This is a genomic window from Gemmobacter sp. LW-1 (genome assembly GCF_001303875.1).
Classification (GTDB): domain Bacteria; phylum Pseudomonadota; class Alphaproteobacteria; order Rhodobacterales; family Rhodobacteraceae; genus Gemmobacter; species Gemmobacter caeni.
The window spans coordinates 118,075-137,835 of sequence record NZ_LJSC01000030.1; the positions used below are offsets into that span (position 1 = coordinate 118,075).

A 19,761-nucleotide genomic window follows, 5' to 3' on the forward strand; every position below is an offset into this window, starting at 1 on the left:
CCCTTGGCCCCACCCGCGCTTCCGGCAGCGAAACTGGTTTGCGGGGCTTCGCATGTAACGAAATGGCACCCGTCGCGTGACAATAAGGGGAGGTGCCCTCAAAATACAATGGCAAAATTGCCGGGGATTCGATCCGGGCGACAGCGGGGGTGGACGATGGTGCAACTGTTCGTGGCGGGGGATCAGGTGGTCGCCAACAATGGCCATTTGCAGATTCTGCGCCGTCTGGCGGGGGAATGGGTGGAAATCGAGGTGCAGCCGCAGGGGTTTCTGGCCTGGGGCAACTGGGATTTCCGGCCGGCAGGACAGCCGCACAACCTGCCGGAAGAGGGCGAGCTTTATGGGCGTTTGCCCTTGCCGTTGCGCCCCGCGCAGGATGGCGCGCATGTCTGGGAACTGCTGGTCAGGCTGCGCGATGCGCTGGCTGAAAGTGGCGCGGGGACCGATTTCATCCTGACCGAACAGAACAGCAATTCCTACATTCGGACGCTGCTATACATCATCGGGGACGGGCGCGACTGGTCGGCGACGTTCGGTGACGTGGGGCTGACCGCCTTTCCGGGCTTTGCCCGTAACGTGCTGTTCGGGGTGGAGGTTGACGGCGAGTGGCAGCGTGGCCTGTCGCTGGATGTGACCGGGACTGTCGGGAATGATATGATTCGTGCCGGATTGGCGCGGGACCGGCTGTCAGGCGCGGCGGGGAACGATACGCTGGTCGGCTCGGGCGGGGCCGATACGCTGTCGGGCGGGGCCGGGGCGGATGTGCTGCGTGCCGGGCGCGGAGCGGATGTGGTGACGGGGGGCGCCGGGGCGGATCTGATCGGCCTTGGCCGCGACGTTGCGCGCGATACCGTGGTGCTGCGTGCGGTGTCGGACAGTGCGACAGGGGCGGCGGACAGTCTGAGCGGCTTCGACCCTTCCCGCGACGTCATCGACCTGCGCCGGATCGACGCTGACACCGACCTGCCAGGCAATCAGCCTTTGCATTTCGGGCCCGGCGCCGTCTGGTTCGATACCGATGGCGCCGATACCCTGCTGCGGGCCGATGTCACCGGCGACGGAGCGGCGGATCTGGAAATCCGCCTGCTTGCCGTCACCGGGCTGAGTGCTGACAATCTTCTGCTGTAACGCTCAGGTATAATCCGAGCGCTGAAGCCCGTATTTCGCCATTTTCTCGTTCAGCGTGCGGCGCGGCAGGCAGAGTTCCTCCATCACCGCGACAATGCTGCCCTTGTGGCGACGCATGGTGTTGTCGATCAGCATCCGCTCGAAAGCATCCACATATTCCTTCAGCGGCTTGCCCTCTGTGGTCATCGCCGGGCCTGCCGCCTCGTTATCCGCCATCAGAAGCGAGGCGATGGAGCCGGAGCCGCGCCGGTTTTGCAGCACCGCCCGTTCTGCGATGTTCACCAACTGGCGCACATTGCCTGGCCAGGGAGCCTGCAACAGTTGCGCGGCCTCCTGCGCGGTCACCGGCGGGGCGTCACAGCCATATTCCTCGGCGAATTGTTCCGACATGCGGGTGAACAGCGTCAGAATGTCCTCGCCCCGCGCGCGCAAGGGCGGCAGCACGATGGTCATGGCGCCCAGCCGGTAGAACAGATCGCTGCGCAGAAGCTGCTCCAGCGTCTTGTCGGGGGCGTGTTCGTTGCAGATGGCGATGACGCGGGTTTCCGGCGGCGTGCCCTGATCGTTGATCATGGTCAGCAGGCGCGATTGCAGCGCGTGGCTGAGGCTTTCGATATCTTCCAGACACAGCGTCCCACCGCGCGCCTCTTCCACCAGCGGCACGCCATCTTCGGTCGGGCCGAACAGCTTGGCGGCAAGCTGATCTTCGGACCAGGCCGCACAGGAGACGGTGACGAATTTCTTCGACGCCCGCGGCCCCACGGCATGCAGCGCATGGGCGACCAGCGTCTTGCCGGTGCCGGTTTCGCCGTCGATCAGCACATGGCTGTCGGCCTGACCGAGATCGAGAATATCCTCGCGCAGCCGTTCGATCGCGGGGGAGGCACCGATCAGCTTCTTCATGATGGTGGAGCCGTCGGACAGTTCCTTGCGCAGTGCCCGGTTGTCCAGCGTCATGCGCCGCGCGTGAGTGGCGCGCTTTGCCAGTTCGGTCATCCGGTCGGGATTGAACGGCTTTTCCAGAAAGTCGAAGGCGCCCAGACGCATCGCCTCTACCGCCATGGGCACGTCGCCATGGCCGGTGATCATGATGACCGGAAGCGCGCTGTCCATCCCCATCAGGCGTTTGAGGAAGGCCATGCCATCCATGCCGGGCATGCGGATGTCCGAGACGATCACGCCCGGAAAATCGCCGGTAATGGCGGCGAGCGCATCCTCGGCGCTGCCATAGGTTTCGGTGTCGAACCCGGAAAGGGCAAGCCACTGGCTGATCGACTGGCGCATGTCCGCCTCGTCATCCACGATGGCGATCTTCATTGCACGGGCCATTTGGTCCTCATTCTGCTGCCCTGGCTTCGCCGGTCAATATGGGAAGCTGCATTTCGAATACAGCCCCCCCGCCGTCCGCATTCCGCGCGGTCAGCCGGCCGCCAAGGTCGGTGACGATCCCCGAGGAGATGGCAAGGCCCAGCCCCACCCCCTCGCCGGGTTTCTTGGTTGTGTAGAAAGGCTCGAACACGTTTTCGAGTTCCTTGATCCCGTGCCCGTTGTCGCGCACGTTCAGGATGGCGGTTTCGCCTGCCGACAGCAGCAGGTCGATCTGCGGCTGCCGGGTTTCCTTCGTGGCGTCCAGCGCATTGCGCAGCAGGTTGATGATGACCTGTTCCAGACGGATCCGGTCGGCCATCACCATCACGGGCGTGCGGGGCAGGGTCCGGGTGATGCGCACGGTGCGCGCCTTCAGTTGCGGTTCCATCATCGCCAGCGCGTTGGAGACAGAGTTGCGCAGGTCCACCGGCTCGAACGCCTCGCCGCCCTTGCGGGCATAGGATTTCAGCTGCCGGGTGATCGCGCCCATGCGGTCGATCAGATCGTCGATGCGCTGGAAGGAAGACAGTGCCTCCTCCGGCCGTTTGCGTTGCAAGAGCAGCCGCGCGCCCGCCAGATAGGTTTTCATCGCGGCAAGCGGCTGGTTGAGCTCGTGGCTGACGGCCGCCGACATCTCGCCCAAGGCGGCGAGTTTCGACGATTGCGCCAGCGTCAGTTCCGCCACGGCAAGGTTCTTCTGTACCTTCTCGCGCTCCGCGATCTCGCGTTGCAGCCGGGCGTTCAGCAGCCGCAGTTCCGCGCTTTCGCGCTGATAGGTGACGCTGCGCGACCAGGCGCGGCGTGACAGCATGTAGAAGGTCACGGCCAGCAGGATGGCAAAACCCATGATTTCCAGCGCGATGACGCCATTCACCCGCTCGCGCACCGAATCGTAGGCGGTATAGGTGATGATGCGCCAGCCGCGGAAGGCGACGCGGGTTTCGGTCTTCATCACCGCCTCGCCGCTGAGATAGGCGTCCGGCGGTTCCTGCGCCCAGTCGGCGGCGCCCTGGAGCGCGCGGCGGATGGCAGAGGGCGCATCCCGCGCCTCCAGCGCGCGGGCCAGCGGCAGGCCACGCCAGCGGGGTTCGGTGGCCAGAAGCACCGTGCCCTCGCTGTCGGTCACCAGAACCGCATCCTGCAACCCGGCCCAGGCGCGTTCATATTTCATCAGATCGACCGCGACGACGATGACGCCCAGAACCTGATTGTCAGACCGGACGGCGCGGGAATAGGTGAAATCGAAGCCCGGCGTTTCGCGCGGGGCCACGGTGAAGATCGTGTCCTTGGCGCGCTGTGCCTCGATATATTGCGGGGCGCTGCGCAGGTTGGCGCCAAGCTGGTTGCGGTTGGTCGCGCCGACGATCCGTCCCTCGGCATCCAGAAGGATGATCGAGGCGGCGCCGATCTCGCTTTGAAACGAAATGAGGCGGGCGGAGGTGGCGGAATATTCCTTCCGCGTCAGCGCCCCGATCAGCTCGGGGTCGCGCGCCAGCAAGAGCGGCACCACCGAGGTGCGCTGCAACTCCGAAATCATGTTGCCGGAGTAAAGTGCCAGCCGCAGTTCGGCCCGGTTGCGGGTGACTTCGGTAAAGCGTTCCGACAGCCAGCGGTTGGTGACCAGAACCACAACGGCGCCGAAGATGACCAGCAGCAGCACGACAAGCTTCAGCCGCCAGGAAATCCCGGCGTTTTCGGCTTTCATCTCGGGCTCGGGTGCGGCGTCCTGCATGATCGGCGCAGTCTAGGCGCGGCGCCGGGGGGCCTCAAGGCCGCAGCGCGTCAGGCCAGCGCCATCTTGCCGACCAGCGCCGCAAACAGCGTCGCGCCATCGGCCCCGCCCTGCGCGGCCTCGACCGCGCGTTCGGGGTGGGGCATCATGCCCAGCACGCGGCGGTTGGCCGAAAGGATACCCGCGATATCCTCCATCGAGCCGTTGGGATTGGCGGTGTAGCGGAAGGCCACGCGATCCTCGCCCTTCAGGCGCGCCAGCGTTTCGACATCGGCGGTATAGTTGCCATCGTGATGCGCGACCGGGAAGCTGACCTTCTGGCCGGCGCTGTAGCCTGCGGTAAAGGCGCTGTCGGTGGTGGCCACGGTCATCTCGACCGGCTTGCAGATGAATTTCAGCCCCGCATTGCGCATCAGCGCGCCCGGCAGCAGGTGCATTTCGGTCAGCACCTGAAAGCCGTTGCAGATGCCGATAACATAGCCGCCCCGGTCGGCATGGGCCTTGACCGCGGGGGCGATGGGCGATTGCGCGGCAATCGCGCCGCAGCGCAGATAGTCACCAAAGGAAAAGCCACCCGGCACGCCCACGACATCGACGCCCGCAGGCAGTTCGCTGTCCTTATGCCAGATGCGCACGACCTCGGCCCCTGCCTTTTCGAAGGCGACGGCAAGGTCGCGGTCGCAGTTGGAACCGGGGAAGGTGACGACGGCGGCTTTCATCGGGCGATCCTTTCAGGGGCAGGCCGCAGGGCAGCAAAAGCGCGGCGGCCGAGGATGCGCAGCCCATAACGCAAAGCCCCTGCCGCTTCCAGCCCCTTCGCGGGCGGATGCTGCGGAAATGAGAAGGGAAAGGTGCCGGATTCTGTTGCCAGGCTCCGGCGGGCCCCGCCTTAGGCGGCTAAGCGTAAGGACTTAAGTTTCGGTTACCCGAGCTGCTTACGCAGCCAGAGCGACCGGAGCACGGTTGTCGTTGGCAACTGTACTTTTGGACCGATAACGGTGGTACCTCACCGAGCGAAAGCTGGCCTCTTTAGACGTCCGTCGATCCTGTTTCGGCCCCCGCCACGCCCAACGAGCGGTGAATGGTGGAGCCGCCGGGTACCGCCCCCGGGTCCGATCCGTTTATTACAGGTGCGTTTATCGCCATAGTCCGGGCGAACCCGAACGCGCCAGATATAGGCGGGGCGGGGCGGGGGCGCAAGCGGCGCAATGAAAAAGGCCCGGTGGATGCACCGGGCCTTTCGCAAGGATGGCGTGGATCAGAAGCCCGCCTTGATCGCCTCGAATTCCTCGATCATCTTGGCGCGCATCTCTGCCGGAACCGGGGTCTGAGCCAGAATCGGCCCCTCGACCGGATCGACGTAAGCCGCCTTGAGCTCCTCGGCCGGGATTTCCTTCATCGCGGCGTCGTTCGACAGCGCATAGCCCAGCTCTTCCAGCAGTGCCGGAGCCGACGAGGGCGCCAGCAGGCTGTTGATGAAGTCATAGGCCTTCTCTTCCTTCCCGGGCGCGTCCTTCATGTTGACGTAGCCGCAGAACCAGGTCGTCGCGCCCTCGGTGGGGGTACGCTGGAAGCCGACCGGGAAATCCTCGGCCTTCAGCGTCGCCACGCCGTCGTTCCACGACCAGGCCACCAGAACCTCGCCCGTGGCCATCAGTTGTGCCATTTCGGCCGGGTCGGACCAGTAGGCGCGGACATTCGGATGCACTTCGCGCAGCCAGTCGGCAGCGGCCTTGAACTGCTCGTCCGTCACATTGTCCCACTGGGTCAGGCCGGTGGCGAGGAAGGCCAGAGACCACACATCGTCGGTGCTGTCCGGCAGCGAGATGCGGCCCGCGTATTTCGGGTCCTTGAACACCTGAAGCGAGGCCACATCGGCCTCAGGCACTTCCTTGGTGTTGTAGGCGATGGCGGTGTAAGCGTAATCGGTCGGGATGAACCAGACGCCCGCGTCATCCTTGAAGATGGGCGAGTTCAGCAGGCGCGGCGCGATATTGCCGAATTCCGGGATCTTGGCCGGGTCCCACGGCTCGATCAGCCCGGCGTCACGATAGCGCCCGACATGGGCGGCGCAGGGGTGGACCACATCGGTCTTGAACCCGGACGAGGCCTTCTGGAACGCTTCGTCATCATCGGCGAAGAAGCTGTAGGTGGGTTTGTCGCCATTCTTGGCGACATAGCTGGTCAGAACGCCGTCGATTTCCCAGCCGGCCCAGTCGAGCACGGTGAACTCCGGGTCGGCGGCAAGGGCGGGCGCGGCCAGCAGGACGGCGGCACTGGACAGGATAAGGCTGCGAAAGGTCATGGGTGTTCCTCGGCTGTTGGTCACGGCCCACTCCCCCAAGCGGCCATGTCGGGGACGAAGCTAAGCGAGGGGATTCGGTGTCTCAAGCGGAAATTCCGCTTCCGGGGTCTGGGGTTGCGAAAAAATGCGCATTTTGATCAAAAAATCGGCGCAGGCGGTGCCGGGTGAAGGCTGCGGCGCTTGCGGTGTCTGCGGCTCTGGGTCAGGATCGCGCCGGAACATCAGCAAGAGGGTGATATGCCGCTGGATATTGATTTCGTGCGCCGCCAGTTTCCGGCGTTTCAAAGCGCGGCGCTTCAGGGGCAGGCGTTTTTCGAGAATGCGGGCGGTTCCTACACCTGCAAGCCGGTGATCGACCGGCTGTTCCGCTTTTACCATGACCGGAAGGTGCAGCCCTATGCGCCCTACGAGGCCAGCCAACTGGGCGGGGCCGAGATGGATGAAGCCCGTGCGCGGCTTGCCGCGATGATGGGGGTAGAGCGGGACGAACTGTCCTTTGGCCCCTCGACCAGCGCCAATACCTTCGTGCTGGCCAATGCAGTACGGCAATGGCTGCGCGGCAAGAAGGCCGCTATCGTCGTGACGAACCAGGATCACGAGGCTAACAGCGGGGTCTGGCGCCGTCTGGCGGACGAGGGCATCGAGGTGCGGGAATGGCGGATCGACCCGCAGACCGGCCATCTGAACCCGGCCGCGCTGGCGCCGCTGCTGGAGGACGGCCGCGTCAAGCTGGTCTGCTTCCCGCATTGTTCCAACGTGGTGGCCGAGATCAATCCGGTGGCCGAGATCTGCGCCATGGCGCATGCGGCAGGGGCTTTCACCTGTGTCGATGGCGTCAGCTACGCGCCGCACGGCTTTCCTGACATGGCGGCGCTGGGGGCGGATGTCTACCTGTTTTCCGCCTACAAGACCTATGGCCCGCATCAGGGCATCATGGTGATCCGCCGCAAGTTCGGGGAAACCCTTCCCAATCAGGCCCATTTCTTTAACGGCGGCGCGCTTTACAAGCGCTTCACCCCGGCCGGGCCGGATCATGCGCAGGTCGCGGCCTGTGCGGGGATGGCCGATTATATCGACGCACTTTACACCCACCATCATGGCGAGGCGGCGCATGCCACGCCGCTGGCGCGCAACAATGCGGTCCACGCGCTCATGCGCGCGCATGAGGAAGAGGTTCTGCAACCGCTGCTGGATCATCTGGCCGCGCGCAACGATCTGCGGCTGATCGGCCCGCGTCAGGCGGCTGGCCGCGCACCTACAGTCGCCGTTGCGCTGGACCGCCCGGCCGAGCCGGTGGCGGCAGCGCTGGCTGCGCATGGCATCATGGCCGGTGGCGGCGATTTCTATGCCGTCCGGCCGCTGGAGGCCCTGGGCGTCGATCTGTCCCGCGGCGTGCTCCGGCTCAGCTTCGTGCACTACACCACCGCCGCAGAGGTGCAGAAACTGATGGGCGCACTGGACCGCGTGCTCTGACCCTTGCGTGGAAAGGGGCGGGTAAGCCCCTTTCCAACCGCGCGACCCGGCCCTATGGTGGGGGCAAGACGAGAGGGGACCGAATGGCGCGCACGATCGACTATGGCAACCTGATGCACCGCGCGATGCGGGGTCTGATCCAGACCGTGCTGGAGGATGTGGCCGAACATGGTCTGCCCGGTGCGCACCATTTCTTTATTACCTTCGACACCAATCATCCGGGCGTCGAGATCGCCGACTGGCTGCGTGCGCGTTACCCCGATGAAATGACCGTTGTTCTCCAGCACTGGTTTGAAAACCTTGTGGTCACGCCCGAAGGGTTTTCCGTCACGCTGAACTTCGGCAACAGCCCCGAACCGCTGATTATCCCCTTCGACGCCGTGCGCACTTTCGTCGATCCTTCGGTCGAATTCGGCCTGCGTTTTGAAACGCATGAGGATGAGGACGACGAAGAGGACGAGGAAGACGGCGAGGAAGAAGCCGCCGCGCCGGAAGAACGCCCGCGCGAGGCTGAAGTCGTCAGCCTCGACAAGTTCCGCAAGTAATCCGGCATTTTGTCGGGTCTTCATCGGGCCGGAATTTCCGGCCTGTTAGCGGTATACATCCGTATACCAATTGATTTCGCGCGCGGTGCCGCCTAGAAGAAGCCAACCTTTCAAGGAGGCTTGCCCATGACCGCCACCCGCACCGAAACCGACAGCTTTGGCCCGCTGGAAGTTCCTGCCGATAAATACTGGGGCGCACAGACGCAGCGTTCCATCATCAACTTCCCGATCGGCTGGGAACGTCAGCCGGTGCCGATCATCCGGGCGCTGGGCGTTATCAAGAAGGCCTGTGCTCTGGTGAACAAGGCGCAGGGCGACATGCCTGCCGAACTGGCCGACGCCATTGCCGCCGCCGCGACCGAAGTGATCGAGGGCAAGTTTGACGACAACTTCCCGCTGGTGGTCTGGCAGACCGGCTCGGGTACCCAGTCGAACATGAACGCGAACGAGGTGATCTCGAACCGCGCGATCGAGATGCTGGGCGGCGTGATGGGGTCGAAGAAACCCGTTCACCCGAACGACCATTGCAACATGGGCCAGTCCTCGAACGACACCTTCCCGACCGCGATGCATGTCGCCATCGGGATGCTGGCGCGTGACGTGCTACTGCCGGGGCTGGAAAAGCTGCATGCTGCGCTGGCTGCCAAGGCCGAGGAATTCAAGGACATCATCAAGATCGGCCGCACCCATACGCAGGATGCGACGCCGCTGACGCTGGGTCAGGAGTTTTCGGGCTATGCCAAGCAGGTGGAGCGCGGGATCGAGCGGGTGAAGATGTGCCTGCCGCATATCTACGAACTGGCGCAGGGCGGCACCGCCGTCGGCACCGGGCTGAACACCCGTGTGGGCTGGGATACCCGTGTGGCCGCGCAGATTGCCGACATCACCGGGCTGCCTTTTGTCACCGCGCCGAACAAGTTCGAGGCGCTGGCAGCGCATGACGCCATGGTCATGTTCTCCGGTGCGCTGAAGACGGTGGCGGCGAGCCTGTTCAAGATCGCCAACGACCTGCGCCTCTTGGGCTCCGGCCCGCGCTCGGGTCTGGGCGAGCTGATCCTGCCAGAGAACGAGCCGGGCTCCTCGATCATGCCTGGCAAGGTGAACCCGACCCAGGCCGAGGCGCTGACCATGGTCTGCGCGCATGTCATGGGCAATGACGCTGCCGTTGGTTTCGCAGGTTCTCAAGGGCATTTCGAGCTGAACGTCTACAACCCGATGATGTCCTACAACGTGCTGCAATCCATGCAGCTTCTGGGCGATTCGGCTTCGGCCTTCACCGACAATATGGTGGTGGGCACGCAGGCGAATGTGGCGCGCATCGACAAGCTGATGAAGGAAAGCCTGATGCTGGTGACGGCGCTTGCTCCGACCATCGGCTACGACAATGCCACCAAGGTCGCCAAGACCGCGCACAAGAACGGCACGACGCTGAAGGAAGAGGCGATCGCGCTGGGCTTCGTGGACGAAGAAACCTTCGACCGCGTGGTGCGCCCCGAAGACATGATCTCGCCGAAGGGGTGAGATGAGGTCGGGCGCGTAAGGCGCCCCCGATGAAACGCTCCGGTGGAGCGTTTCAAGCATCGAATGCCCGCGCACGCTTGCGCGGGCCGGAAGAGGAGCGTCTCGGCATTTGCAGGCCAAGCGCTTGCATTGCACACGAACCGCGAGAAAATGGAGCCGGGGCCATGCCCCGGTCCCGTCAGGAGGAAAGCCATGGCCGAAGTCGTGAACCTCAATCGTTTCCGCAAGGCAAAGGCACGGGCAGAGGCGCGCGATGAAGCGGATGCCAATGCCGCGAAGTTCGGTCGCAGCAAGGCGCAGAAGGCGCGCGAGGCGGCGGACGCCGAACGGGCGCGGGCCGAACTGGATGGCAAGAAGCGCGAGACGGATCAGGATTAACCTCGCATTAAGTCAGGTCCGAGAGGATCGGTGGCGGAGGTGCCCGATGATCCCGACCCGTATTGCCCCCGACGCCGACCGATGGATCGTGCAGCTGTTTTCGGCCCGTGCGGTGGCGGAAGGCGGCATCATCCGTCGCAGTATCGCCGATGTGGACCGGCTGGTCGGCCGTGACCGCCTGCTGCACGAGGTGCGACGACGCGGTTACCGGCTGGTGGAAAACGCCGGGCAATTCGTGATCTTCTGCAACCGCGACCCGATCCGGCTCTTGCACTGACCGCGCCGCCGGGCGCAAATTTCTTGCGAAGAAATTTGCAAATCTTTTGCCGCAAAAGATTTGTCCCAAGCCCCGAGGTGCCCGCGATGTCCGCCCGTCCTGCCAAGCATTCCCTGACGCTGCGGGGCCATCGCACCAGTGTTTCGCTGGAGGCCGAGTTCTGGCACGGGTTCCGCGAACTTGCCGCCGCGCGGGAGATGGGCCTGAACGAGTTGGCGGCGGAAATCGACGAGAGCCGTGAGGGCGATATCGGCCTTGCTTCAGCGATCCGCCTTGCGGTGTTGCGGCATTACCAGCAGCGCGGCTGACGGTTGCGCCTGCCGCGCCATCGGGTAGCCTTCACGACGAAGGAGACCGCCATGACGCAGCAGACCACCGTTTACCTGGCCGACTACCGCCCCTACAGCCATCCACTCGACCGGGTGGAGTTGACCTTCCGGCTGGCGCCGCAGGCGACGCGGGTCGTCGCGCGGCTGCATTTCCGCCCTGATCCGGCGCGCAGTCCCGGCGCGGATTTGCGGCTGGATGGCGAAGGTCTGCGGCTGATCCGCCTTGCGCTGGACGGCACCCCGCTGGATTGCCAGCCCGACGACACCGGCCTGACGCTGCCCGCCGCGCTTTTGCCTGCCGATCCTTTCGTTCTGGAAACCGAGGTCGAGATTGCCCCCGTGGGCAATACCGCGCTGGAGGGGCTTTACATGTCGAACGGCATGTATTGCACGCAATGCGAGGCGGAAGGTTTCCGCAAGATCACCTACTACCCCGACCGCCCGGATGTCATGGCGCGGTTTCATGTGCGGATCGAAAGCGATCTGCCGGTGCTGCTGTCAAACGGCAATCCGGCGGGGCAGGGGCCGGGATGGGCCGAATGGGATGACCCCTGGCCGAAGCCAGCCTATCTGTTTGCGCTGGTCGCGGGGGAACTGGTAGCGCTGCCTGATCATTTCCTCACGACCTCGGGCCGCGAGGTCGCGCTGAATATCTGGGTGCGCGCGGGCGACGAATCGCGTTGTGCCTATGCGATGGATGCGCTGAAACGTTCAATGCGCTGGGATGAGCAGGTCTACGGCCGCGAATACGATCTGGATGTATTCAACATCGTCGCTGTGGACGATTTCAACATGGGCGCGATGGAGAACAAGGGGCTGAACATCTTCAACTCCAAGCTGGTTCTGGCCTCGCCCCAGACTGCGACCGACACCGATTATGAACGGATCGAGGCGGTGATCGCGCATGAATATTTCCACAACTGGACTGGAAATCGCATCACCTGCCGCGACTGGTTCCAGCTGTGCCTGAAAGAAGGGCTCACCGTATTCCGCGATCAGCAGTTCTCGGGCGACATGCGGTCGCATGCGGTGAAGCGGATCGAGGATGTGCAGGCGCTGCGCGCGCGGCAGTTCCGCGAGGATCAGGGGCCGCTGGCCCATCCGGTGCGGCCTGACAGCTTTGTCGAGATTAACAATTTCTACACCGCCACCGTTTACGAAAAAGGGGCCGAGGTCATCGGCATGCTGAAGCGTCTGGTGGGCGATGCGGAATATGCCCGTGCGCTGGATCTCTACTTCGCGCGCCACGATGGCGAGGCGGCGACGATAGAGGACTGGCTGAAGGTGTTCGAGGATGCGACCGGCCGCGACCTCGGGCAGTTCAAGCGCTGGTATACCGAGGCAGGCACCCCGCGTCTGACGGTGCAGGAGGAGTGGAAGGACGGTATTTACTCACTGACGCTGGAACAGCATCTGCCGCCGACACCGGGGCAACCGGTGAAAGCGCCGAAGGTGATTCCGGTGGCTGTGGGCCTGCTGAACCCGAACGGTGACGAGGTGCAGCCGACCACCGTTCTGGAGCTGACCGAAACACGGCAGAGCTTCCGCTTCGAGGGGCTTGCCAGTCGTCCCGTTGCCTCAATCCTGCGCGGCTTCTCGGCGCCGGTGGTACTGGACCGCGCCGTCAGTGCGGCGGAGCGCGCCTTCCTGCTGGCGCATGACACCGACCCGTTCAACAGGTGGGAGGCGGGGCGCGCGCTGGCGAAAGAGGTGCTGGCCGATCTGGCAGCAGGCGCCCCGACCGTGGGTCCTGACTGGCTGGAGGCGATGGTGCGGCTGGTGCAGGACGACAGCCTTGATCCCGCATTCCGCGCCCTGGCGCTGCGCCTGCCGGGGGAGGATGACATGGCCGCGACCCTGGCGGCCGCAGGCAAACAGCCCGATCCGGCAGCACTTCATACGGCCCGGCGGCGCATGGCGGCGGCGTTGGCCGGGGCGCTGGCCCCGGCCTTGCCCGGGCTGATGGAGGCGACGCAGATCACTGGCGCCTTCTCGCCCGATGCGGTTCAGGCGGGCAAGCGGGCGCTGCATAATGCCTGTCTTGGGCTGCTCAGCCTGCGCGACGGAGGCGCGGCCGCAGAGGCGGCCTTTGCCGCCGCGACCAACATGACCGACAGCCTTGCCGCGCTTGCGGCGTTGCTGGAGATCGGGCGTGGCCAGCCGCAGCTTGACGCCTTCGAGGCGCGCTGGCGCGGGGACCGTCTGGTCATGGACAAATGGTTCATGGTTCAGGTGCTGCATGCCGCCCCCGACCAGACCGCGCGAACGGTCGAACGCCTGACCGCGCGGGCCGATTTCGACTGGAAGAACCCCAACCGCTTCCGGTCGGTCATCGGGGCGCTCAGCGCCAATCACGCAGGGTTCCATTATCAGGATGGTGCCAGCTACCGGCTGTTGGCCGACTGGCTGCTTCGGCTGGACCCGAAGAACCCGCAGACGGCGGCGCGTATGTCTACCGCCTTCGAAACCTGGCGGCGCTACGATTCGGGACGTCAGGGGCTGATCCGGGCTGAACTGGCCCGCATCCTCGCCACCTCCGGTCTCAGCCGCGATCTGGCCGAGATGGCGACGCGCATGGCGGGCTGAGCTAAAGGTCCATCCGGGGGGCTGATGCCCCCCGACCGGGTCATCAGCCTTTCTGGCAGTAAATCTGCTGGCTGATCCAGTTGCGCATTTCCGCGCGCGTATTCGACTTGCGGAAGGGCATCCAGTCGCGTCCGATTCCGCGATTGCCGCCGCCGACGGCCATACCGTCCCGCTGCACATGGTAGGCCATCATCTCGACCGCGCAGTCCAGATTGGCAGTCCCGTTCTTCAACGCCGAGGCCGACGTGGCCTCGCAGCCGTAGTTGCGTGCAGAACGCGGCGAAATCTGCATGATTCCAATATACTTGCCGCCACCGCCGACTGCTGCCGGGTTGTGGCTGCTTTCATATTTCCCGACCGCTGAAATCAGCCCGGCCCAGAAGGCGCGGCGCTGCGGCAGGGGCGCGTCGCTGTAGGCCGGACACCAGCTGTCGATATCTGCGGGAACGCGATCGGCCAGAACCTCATCTTCCTGTGCCACGGCCATCAGGGTATTGGCTGTCCATTCGGCGGCTTCCGGGCGGTGGTCCCAGCGCATCGGGGGCGGTTCCGCCGCGCGCGAGACCAATTGTGCGGCCTCGGTCGTGCAGCCTGCCAGAGCCAGTGCGACGAACGCGCCCTGCATACCCCGGATGATCGCAGTTTTCCCCAGCATCCCTTGCCCAAGGTGGCATCGCCCCCAGCGGCGACAGGCGTTATTTGCCTGCGCAACCGCCCTGCGGGCAAGCGTGCTGTACGGACATGCGCGAAAATCCGCCCGCAGCGCCTTGCCGCGCTGCGTGGCGCTGCCTATGAAGGGGGCAAGTTTGCAAGGGGAAACCGATGCTCGACCTGACCTATGAAGCGCCGAAACCGAAGGTGATCGCCGGGGCGAAACACGACTGGGAACTGGTGATCGGGATGGAGATTCACGCCCAGGTTTCCTCGAACGCCAAGCTGTTTTCCGGCGCCTCCACCGCCGTGGGGGCCGAGCCGAACAGCAATGTCAGCTTCGTTGATTGCGCCATGCCGGGCATGCTGCCGGTGATCAATGAATATTGCGTCGAACAGGCGGTGCGTTCGGGGCTGGGGCTGAAGGCCGCGATCAACCTGCGCTCGGCCTTCGACCGCAAGAATTACTTCTACCCGGACCTGCCGCAGGGCTATCAGATCAGCCAGCTTTACCACCCGATCGTGGGCGAGGGCGAGGCGCTGGTGGAGATGGGGCCTGGCGTGGCGCGACTGGTGCGGATCGAACGCATCCATCTGGAACAGGACGCCGGAAAGTCGATTCACGACATGGACCCGAACATGTCCTTCGTCGATTTCAACCGCACCGGCGTCGCCCTGATGGAGATCGTCAGCCGCCCCGACATTCGCGGCCCCGAGGAAGCGGCAGCCTATGTCTCCAAGCTGCGGCAGATCCTGCGCTATCTGGGCACCTGCGACGGCAACATGCAGAACGGCAACCTGCGCGCGGATGTGAACGTGTCGGTCTGCCGCCCCGGCCAATACGAGAAGTATCAGGAAACGCAGGATTTCTCGCATCTGGGTACGCGCTGCGAGATCAAGAACATGAACTCGCTGCGCTTCATTCAGGCGGCGATTGACTACGAGGCGCGGCGCCAGATTGCCATTCTGGAAGATGGCGGTTCGATCACGCAGGAAACCCGGCTTTACGATCCTGACAAGGGCGAAACCCGGTCGATGCGGTCGAAGGAAGAGGCGCATGACTATCGCTATTTCCCCTGCCCGGATCTGCTGCCGCTGGAAATCGAGCAGGCATGGGTCGATGACATCGCCGCGCGGATGCCCGAGCTGCCCGATGCCAAGAAAGCGCGCTTCATGGGCGATTTCGGCCTGACTGACTACGATGCCAGCGTCCTCACCGCCGAGCTGGATTCGGCTGCCTTCTTTGAGGCCGTGGCTCAGGGGCGCGATGGCAAGCTGGCGGCGAACTGGGTCATCAACGAACTGTTCGGCCGGCTGAACAAGGAAGGTCACGCCATCGGCGACAGCCCGGTCACGGCTGCGCAACTGGGTGGCATGCTTGATCTGCTGTCGAAGGGCGAGATCACCTCGAAAATGGCCAAGGATCTGTTTGAAATCCTGTGGACCGAAGGTGGTGACCCCGCCGAGGTGGCGGCGGCGCACGGCATGAAGGCGGTCACTGATACCGGCGCCATCGAGAAGGCGCTGGACGATCTGATTGCCGCCAATCCGGCGCAGGTGGAAAAGGCCAAGGTCAATGCCAAGCTCGCCGGGTGGTTCACGGGTCAGGTGCTCAAGGCGACCGGGGGCAAGGCCAATCCGGCGGTGGTAAACGAGATGGTGGCCAAAAAGCTCGGGCTCTGACGCAAGGGCTGGTAGACAGGAAGGGGGCGGACACCAGATCCGCCCTTTTTCTATTTCATCCCTGCCCATCGGCCGCTTTGTGCCGGATTATCTTTCAATCGCTTGGACTTGCGCGCGGAATCTGACATTCTGCGCGAAGTTTGCGGGAGGCACGCATGCAGCAGTATGAATTCAAGGTCATTCCGGCGCCGCGCAAGGCCGAAAAGGTCCGGGGTCTGAAATCGGTCGAAGACCGTTTCGCCCATGCGCTGATGCAGCTGATGAACCGGCTGGGCGCCGAGGGCTGGGATTATGTCCGGGCTGATGTCCTGCCCTGTGATGAACGGGTGGGTCTGACGGGCAAGGCCACCAATTTCCACAACATGCTGGTGTTCCGCCGTCCGGTTCAGGCCGAAGCGGTCGCGGCGCTGCCCGAGGTGGCCGAAGTTGCTGCGGCGATGCCCGCGCGTCTGACCACGCATACGGAGGAAGGCCGGGCGCCTGCCGTTGGCCCGGCACGTCCGCAGGAAAAGCCTTCCGACAACCCTGAAATCGCCGCCGAGTGATCAGCCACGCGCGGCGGCCAATGCCTTGGGCAGGGCAGCCGCGAACTTGTCCATCAGTGCGGCGGGGCCGCAGCTGACGCGGATGCAGCGGTCATGTGGCGCAACGAAGGGCATGCGGATGAAGATGCCGCGCGCCGCCAGTTCACGCACGACCGCGCGCGCGAAATCGCCATTGGCACCGCAGTCGATGGTCACGAAATTCGTGGCCGAGGGCAGGGGTGTCAGGCCGTTGTCGTGCGCGATCACGGTGAGACGGTCGCGGGATGTCGCGACCTCGTTCCGCACATGGGCCAGCCAGTCCTGATCGGCCAGCGCGGCGAGTGCCCCGGCCTGCGCGATGCGCCCCATGCCGAAATGATTGCGCACCTTGTTGAAGGCCGAGACCAGCCCCGGCGCCGCGATGGCATAGCCGACACGCAGCCCTGCCATCCCATATCCCTTTGAAAAGGTGCGGAAGCGGATCACGCGCGGGTCGTCTGCGTCGATCCGGGCCTCGGTCCCCGGCGGCGCGAGGTCGATATAGGCCTCGTCCAGCACCATCAGAACGCCCTCGGGCAGCCGGGCCGCCATATCGGCGATCACGGTGCCGGGATGGTGCGAGCCCATCGGGTTGTCCGGGTTGGCGATATACAGCAGTTTCGGCTGAACCTCCGCCGCGCGGGCCAGCAGCGCCTCTGGGTCTTCATGGTTGCCGATATACGGCACCTTGTGCGGCACCCCGCCAAAGCCTGCGACGTGAAAGTTGAAGGTCGGATAGGCACCATCCGAGGTGACCACGGCATCGCCCGGTTCCACGACCAGTCGCACCAGATAGCCCAGCAGCCCGTCAATCCCTTCGCCCACCACGATATGATCCGGCGTCACGCCGTGATGCGCCGCCAGCGCGCCCCGCAGATCGTGGTTTTCCGGGTCGCCATACATCCAGACATCCTGCGCTGCTGCCGCCATTGCGGCGATGGCGCGGGGCGAGGGGCCGAAGGTGTTCTCATTCGCGCCAAGCCGCGCGGTGAAATGGTGGCCCGAGGCGCGTTCTGCGGTTTCCGGTCCGACGAAGGGCACGGTGGCGGGCAGCGACTGAACGAGCGGGGTGTAACGCGGGGACTGGGTCATGGCCGCATATCAGCCGGAAACCGGCCGGCCTGCAAGATCAGCCTTTCATGAAGGCGCGCCGCGCCTCTTCGGCCATGGCCTGCCGCATTTGCAGATCGGCCAGAACCCGCATTGCCGCCTTGCGTTCGGCCTCGTCCACCAGCGTGGCAAGATGCGCCTGCTGGGCGAGGACCTGCTTTTTCAGGGTGATTTCCTCGGGCAGCGCACCGGCTTCGGCCATGATGCGAAACCCCACAGCCCCGCCTGCTGAAACGAAGGCATCGCCGGGCCGATCAGGCAAAGGCTGCCCCTCACCCTTCAGGCCCGAAAGCTGCCCCTCGGAGCGGGCTTTCGTCATCATCCGTTCGGCAATGCGGTTCAGCCATGTCATGCGCTGATTCTGGGCCTGCCCGGACGTAAAGACAAGACCTGCGACAAAGGGTTGCACCCGGCGGCGAAACGGCGCGATATGGCGGCATCCCCGGATAACGTGTCGCCCGAGGCCTGACAGTGATCGAACGCAGACCGACTTTCGCCCCCTTCGCCAACCCCGACTTCCGCCTGCTCTGGACTGCAACGGTGATTTCGCAGCTTGGCGGACTGATCCAGACGGTCGGGGCGGGGTGGCTGATGACCTCGCTGACCGACTCGCATCAGCTGATCGCGCTGGTACAGGCCTCGAACACGCTGCCGATCATGGTGCTGTCGCTGATCGCAGGCGCGCTGGCCGACAATTTCCCGCGCCGCATCATCCTGATCTGGGCGCAGGTCTTTCTGTTTACCGCCTCGGTGGCGCTGTCGGTCGTGGCCTTCTGGGGCACGATGACGCCCTGGCTTCTGCTGTCTTTCACCTTCCTGATCGGCTGCGGCACGGCGCTCTACAATCCGTCCTGGCAGGCCAGCATGGGCGATATCGTGGAACGCGAGGATCTGCCGCAGGCCGTCAGCCTGAACTCCATGGGGTTCAATATGATGCGCTCGGTCGGACCGGCGATCGGGGGGGCGGTGGTGGCGGCGTTCGGTGCGGCTGCGGCCTTTGCCATCAATGCGGCGAGCTATCTGCCGCTGCTGGGCGCGCTGATGCGCTGGCGCCCGGCCTATCCCGAACGGCGGCTGCCGCGCGAATCCCTGCGGGCGGCGCTGTCGTCGGGGCTGCGCTATGTGGCGATGTCTCCGAATCTGATGCGGGCCATGGCGCGGGCGGGGCTGTTCGGCTTTGGGGCCTGCGCGGTGCTGGCGCTGCTGCCGATGGTGGCGCGCGATCTGCTGCACGGCACCGCGCTGACCTACGGCATCACGCTGGGCGCCTTCGGCTTTGGCGCCATCGGCGGGGTGATGCTGAACGGACCGCTGCGGGCACGGCTGAAGAATGAAAGCATCGTGCGCGGCGGCTGTCTGGTCTTTGCCGTGGGGCTGGTCGCGCTGGGGTTGAGCCGCAGCCTGTGGATGACCGCGCCTGCGCTGCTGATCTGCGGCGGCGCTTGGGTCATGTCGCTGTCGCTGTTCAACGTGACGGTGCAATTATCCTCGCCGCGCTGGGTGGTCGGGCGGGCGCTGTCCTTCTATCAGACGGCGGCCTTTGGCGGCATGACAGTGGGCGCCTGGGTCTGGGGCGCGGTGGCGGATGCGGGCGGCGTCAGCCTTGCGCTTTACTTCGCCGCAGGCGCGCTGGTGCTGGCCGCGCTGTCGGGGCTGTGGCTGGCGGTGGGCGAGTTCGGCGGCCTCAGCCTTGATCCGGTGGGGCCGTTCAATGCGCCGCCGCTGCGGCTGGATCTGCGGGGGCGGTCGGGGCCGATCATGGTGATGATCGACTATCGCATCGCCGAGGAAGATGTGCCTGCGTTTCTGGAGGTGATGCAGGAACGTCGCCGAATCCGTCGCCGTGATGGCGCGCGGGCCTGGGCGCTGCTGCGCGATCTGGAAGACCCCGATATCTGGGTCGAAAGCTACCACGTCGCGACCTGGGTCGAATATATCCGACATGTCGAACGGCGGACGAAGGCCGATCTTGCCAATCTGGAGCGGCTGCAAGCCCTGCACCGAGGGCCGGGCAAGCCCGTGGTGCACCGCATGATCGAGCGGCACAGCATCCCGCATCCGGGTGAGATGGTGTTGAAACCTGGGCCTGATCTGCCGTGACGGCGGGGTGAA

General features: G+C 64.8%; 18 protein-coding genes and 1 other RNA gene. 11 read left to right on the forward strand and 8 right to left on the reverse strand.

The window, feature by feature from the left end; all coding sequences use genetic code 11:
- Positions 1 to 156: 156 nt before the first annotated feature.
- Positions 157 to 1,128 (forward strand): calcium-binding protein, encoded by a 972-nt coding sequence (locus AO684_RS05890; RefSeq protein WP_054301809.1) that lies wholly within the window; start codon positions 157 to 159, stop codon positions 1,126 to 1,128.
- Between the two features lie 3 nt (positions 1,129 to 1,131).
- On the opposite strand, the gene AO684_RS05895 is transcribed toward AO684_RS05890, so the two are convergent.
- The 5 genes from AO684_RS05895 to AO684_RS05910 all read right to left on the reverse strand — a co-directional run bounded on the left by AO684_RS05895 (position 1,132) and on the right by AO684_RS05910 (position 6,533).
- Positions 1,132 to 2,457, reverse strand: a complete 1,326-nt coding sequence (locus AO684_RS05895) for a sigma-54 dependent transcriptional regulator (protein WP_054301810.1) — start codon at positions 2,455 to 2,457, stop codon at positions 1,132 to 1,134.
- A gap of 7 nt (positions 2,458 to 2,464) precedes the next feature.
- Entirely contained in the window at positions 2,465 to 4,228 is a 1,764-nt protein-coding gene (locus AO684_RS05900; RefSeq protein WP_054301811.1) for an ATP-binding protein, read from the reverse strand.
- Positions 4,229 to 4,278: 50 nt separating this feature from the next.
- Positions 4,279 to 4,947, reverse strand: coding sequence for a phosphoribosylformylglycinamidine synthase subunit PurQ (purQ, locus tag AO684_RS05905; RefSeq protein WP_054301812.1), 669 nt, complete (start codon positions 4,945 to 4,947; stop codon positions 4,279 to 4,281).
- Between the two features lie 131 nt (positions 4,948 to 5,078).
- Positions 5,079 to 5,432, reverse strand: a transfer-messenger RNA (tmRNA) gene (gene ssrA, locus AO684_RS21220).
- 54 nt (positions 5,433 to 5,486) lie between these two features.
- Entirely contained in the window at positions 5,487 to 6,533 is a 1,047-nt protein-coding gene (locus AO684_RS05910) for an extracellular solute-binding protein (RefSeq protein ID WP_054301813.1), read from the reverse strand.
- Positions 6,534 to 6,770: 237 nt separating this feature from the next.
- Here AO684_RS05910 and AO684_RS05915 point away from each other — a divergent pair, with 237 nt between their 5' ends.
- From AO684_RS05915 to pepN, 7 genes are all read left to right on the forward strand, one after another.
- Entirely contained in the window at positions 6,771 to 8,006 is a 1,236-nt protein-coding gene (locus AO684_RS05915; protein ID WP_054301814.1) for an aminotransferase class V-fold PLP-dependent enzyme, read from the forward strand.
- Positions 8,007 to 8,089: 83 nt separating this feature from the next.
- Entirely contained in the window at positions 8,090 to 8,551 is a 462-nt protein-coding gene (locus AO684_RS05920; RefSeq protein WP_054301815.1) for an SspB family protein, read from the forward strand.
- 126 nt (positions 8,552 to 8,677) lie between these two features.
- On the forward strand, positions 8,678 to 10,072 hold the full coding sequence (gene fumC, locus AO684_RS05925; RefSeq protein ID WP_054301816.1) for a class II fumarate hydratase: 1,395 nt from the start codon (positions 8,678 to 8,680) through the stop codon (positions 10,070 to 10,072).
- Between the two features lie 192 nt (positions 10,073 to 10,264).
- Complete coding sequence (locus tag AO684_RS05930; RefSeq protein ID WP_054301817.1) at positions 10,265 to 10,450, forward strand: DUF4169 family protein; 186 nt, start codon at positions 10,265 to 10,267, stop codon at positions 10,448 to 10,450.
- A 46-nt stretch (positions 10,451 to 10,496) separates the two neighbouring features.
- Positions 10,497 to 10,727 (forward strand): hypothetical protein, encoded by a 231-nt coding sequence (locus tag AO684_RS05935; protein ID WP_054301818.1) that lies wholly within the window; start codon positions 10,497 to 10,499, stop codon positions 10,725 to 10,727.
- Between the two features lie 86 nt (positions 10,728 to 10,813).
- Positions 10,814 to 11,035 (forward strand): ribbon-helix-helix domain-containing protein, encoded by a 222-nt coding sequence (locus AO684_RS05940; protein ID WP_054301819.1) that lies wholly within the window; start codon positions 10,814 to 10,816, stop codon positions 11,033 to 11,035.
- A 51-nt stretch (positions 11,036 to 11,086) separates the two neighbouring features.
- The gene (gene pepN, locus AO684_RS05945; RefSeq protein ID WP_054301820.1) at positions 11,087 to 13,642 is read left to right on the forward strand and encodes an aminopeptidase N; all 2,556 of its coding nucleotides are present in this window, start codon (positions 11,087 to 11,089) and stop codon (positions 13,640 to 13,642) included.
- A gap of 43 nt (positions 13,643 to 13,685) precedes the next feature.
- Here the strand turns inward: pepN and AO684_RS05950 are convergent, their stop codons facing one another.
- Positions 13,686 to 14,297: a transglycosylase SLT domain-containing protein gene (locus AO684_RS05950; protein ID WP_229825186.1), complete on the reverse strand. Its 612-nt coding sequence runs from the start codon at positions 14,295 to 14,297 to the stop codon at positions 13,686 to 13,688.
- Positions 14,298 to 14,464: 167 nt separating this feature from the next.
- Between AO684_RS05950 and gatB the strand changes: the two genes are divergently transcribed.
- Complete coding sequence (gene gatB / locus AO684_RS05955) at positions 14,465 to 15,976, forward strand: Asp-tRNA(Asn)/Glu-tRNA(Gln) amidotransferase subunit GatB (RefSeq protein ID WP_054301821.1); 1,512 nt, start codon at positions 14,465 to 14,467, stop codon at positions 15,974 to 15,976.
- A 155-nt stretch (positions 15,977 to 16,131) separates the two neighbouring features.
- Entirely contained in the window at positions 16,132 to 16,521 is a 390-nt protein-coding gene (locus AO684_RS05960; protein ID WP_054301822.1) for a hypothetical protein, read from the forward strand.
- Here the strand turns inward: AO684_RS05960 and AO684_RS05965 are convergent, their stop codons facing one another.
- Together AO684_RS05965 and AO684_RS05970 are read right to left on the reverse strand one after the other, a co-directional pair.
- Positions 16,522 to 17,631: a pyridoxal phosphate-dependent aminotransferase gene (locus AO684_RS05965; RefSeq protein ID WP_054301823.1), complete on the reverse strand. Its 1,110-nt coding sequence runs from the start codon at positions 17,629 to 17,631 to the stop codon at positions 16,522 to 16,524.
- A gap of 37 nt (positions 17,632 to 17,668) precedes the next feature.
- The gene (locus AO684_RS05970; protein ID WP_054301824.1) at positions 17,669 to 18,001 is read right to left on the reverse strand and encodes a DUF1992 domain-containing protein; all 333 of its coding nucleotides are present in this window, start codon (positions 17,999 to 18,001) and stop codon (positions 17,669 to 17,671) included.
- Positions 18,002 to 18,120: 119 nt separating this feature from the next.
- On the opposite strand from AO684_RS05970, the gene AO684_RS05975 reads away from it, so the two are divergent.
- Complete coding sequence (locus AO684_RS05975; protein WP_054301825.1) at positions 18,121 to 19,749, forward strand: MFS transporter; 1,629 nt, start codon at positions 18,121 to 18,123, stop codon at positions 19,747 to 19,749.
- The last annotated feature ends 12 nt before the right edge of the window (positions 19,750 to 19,761 follow it).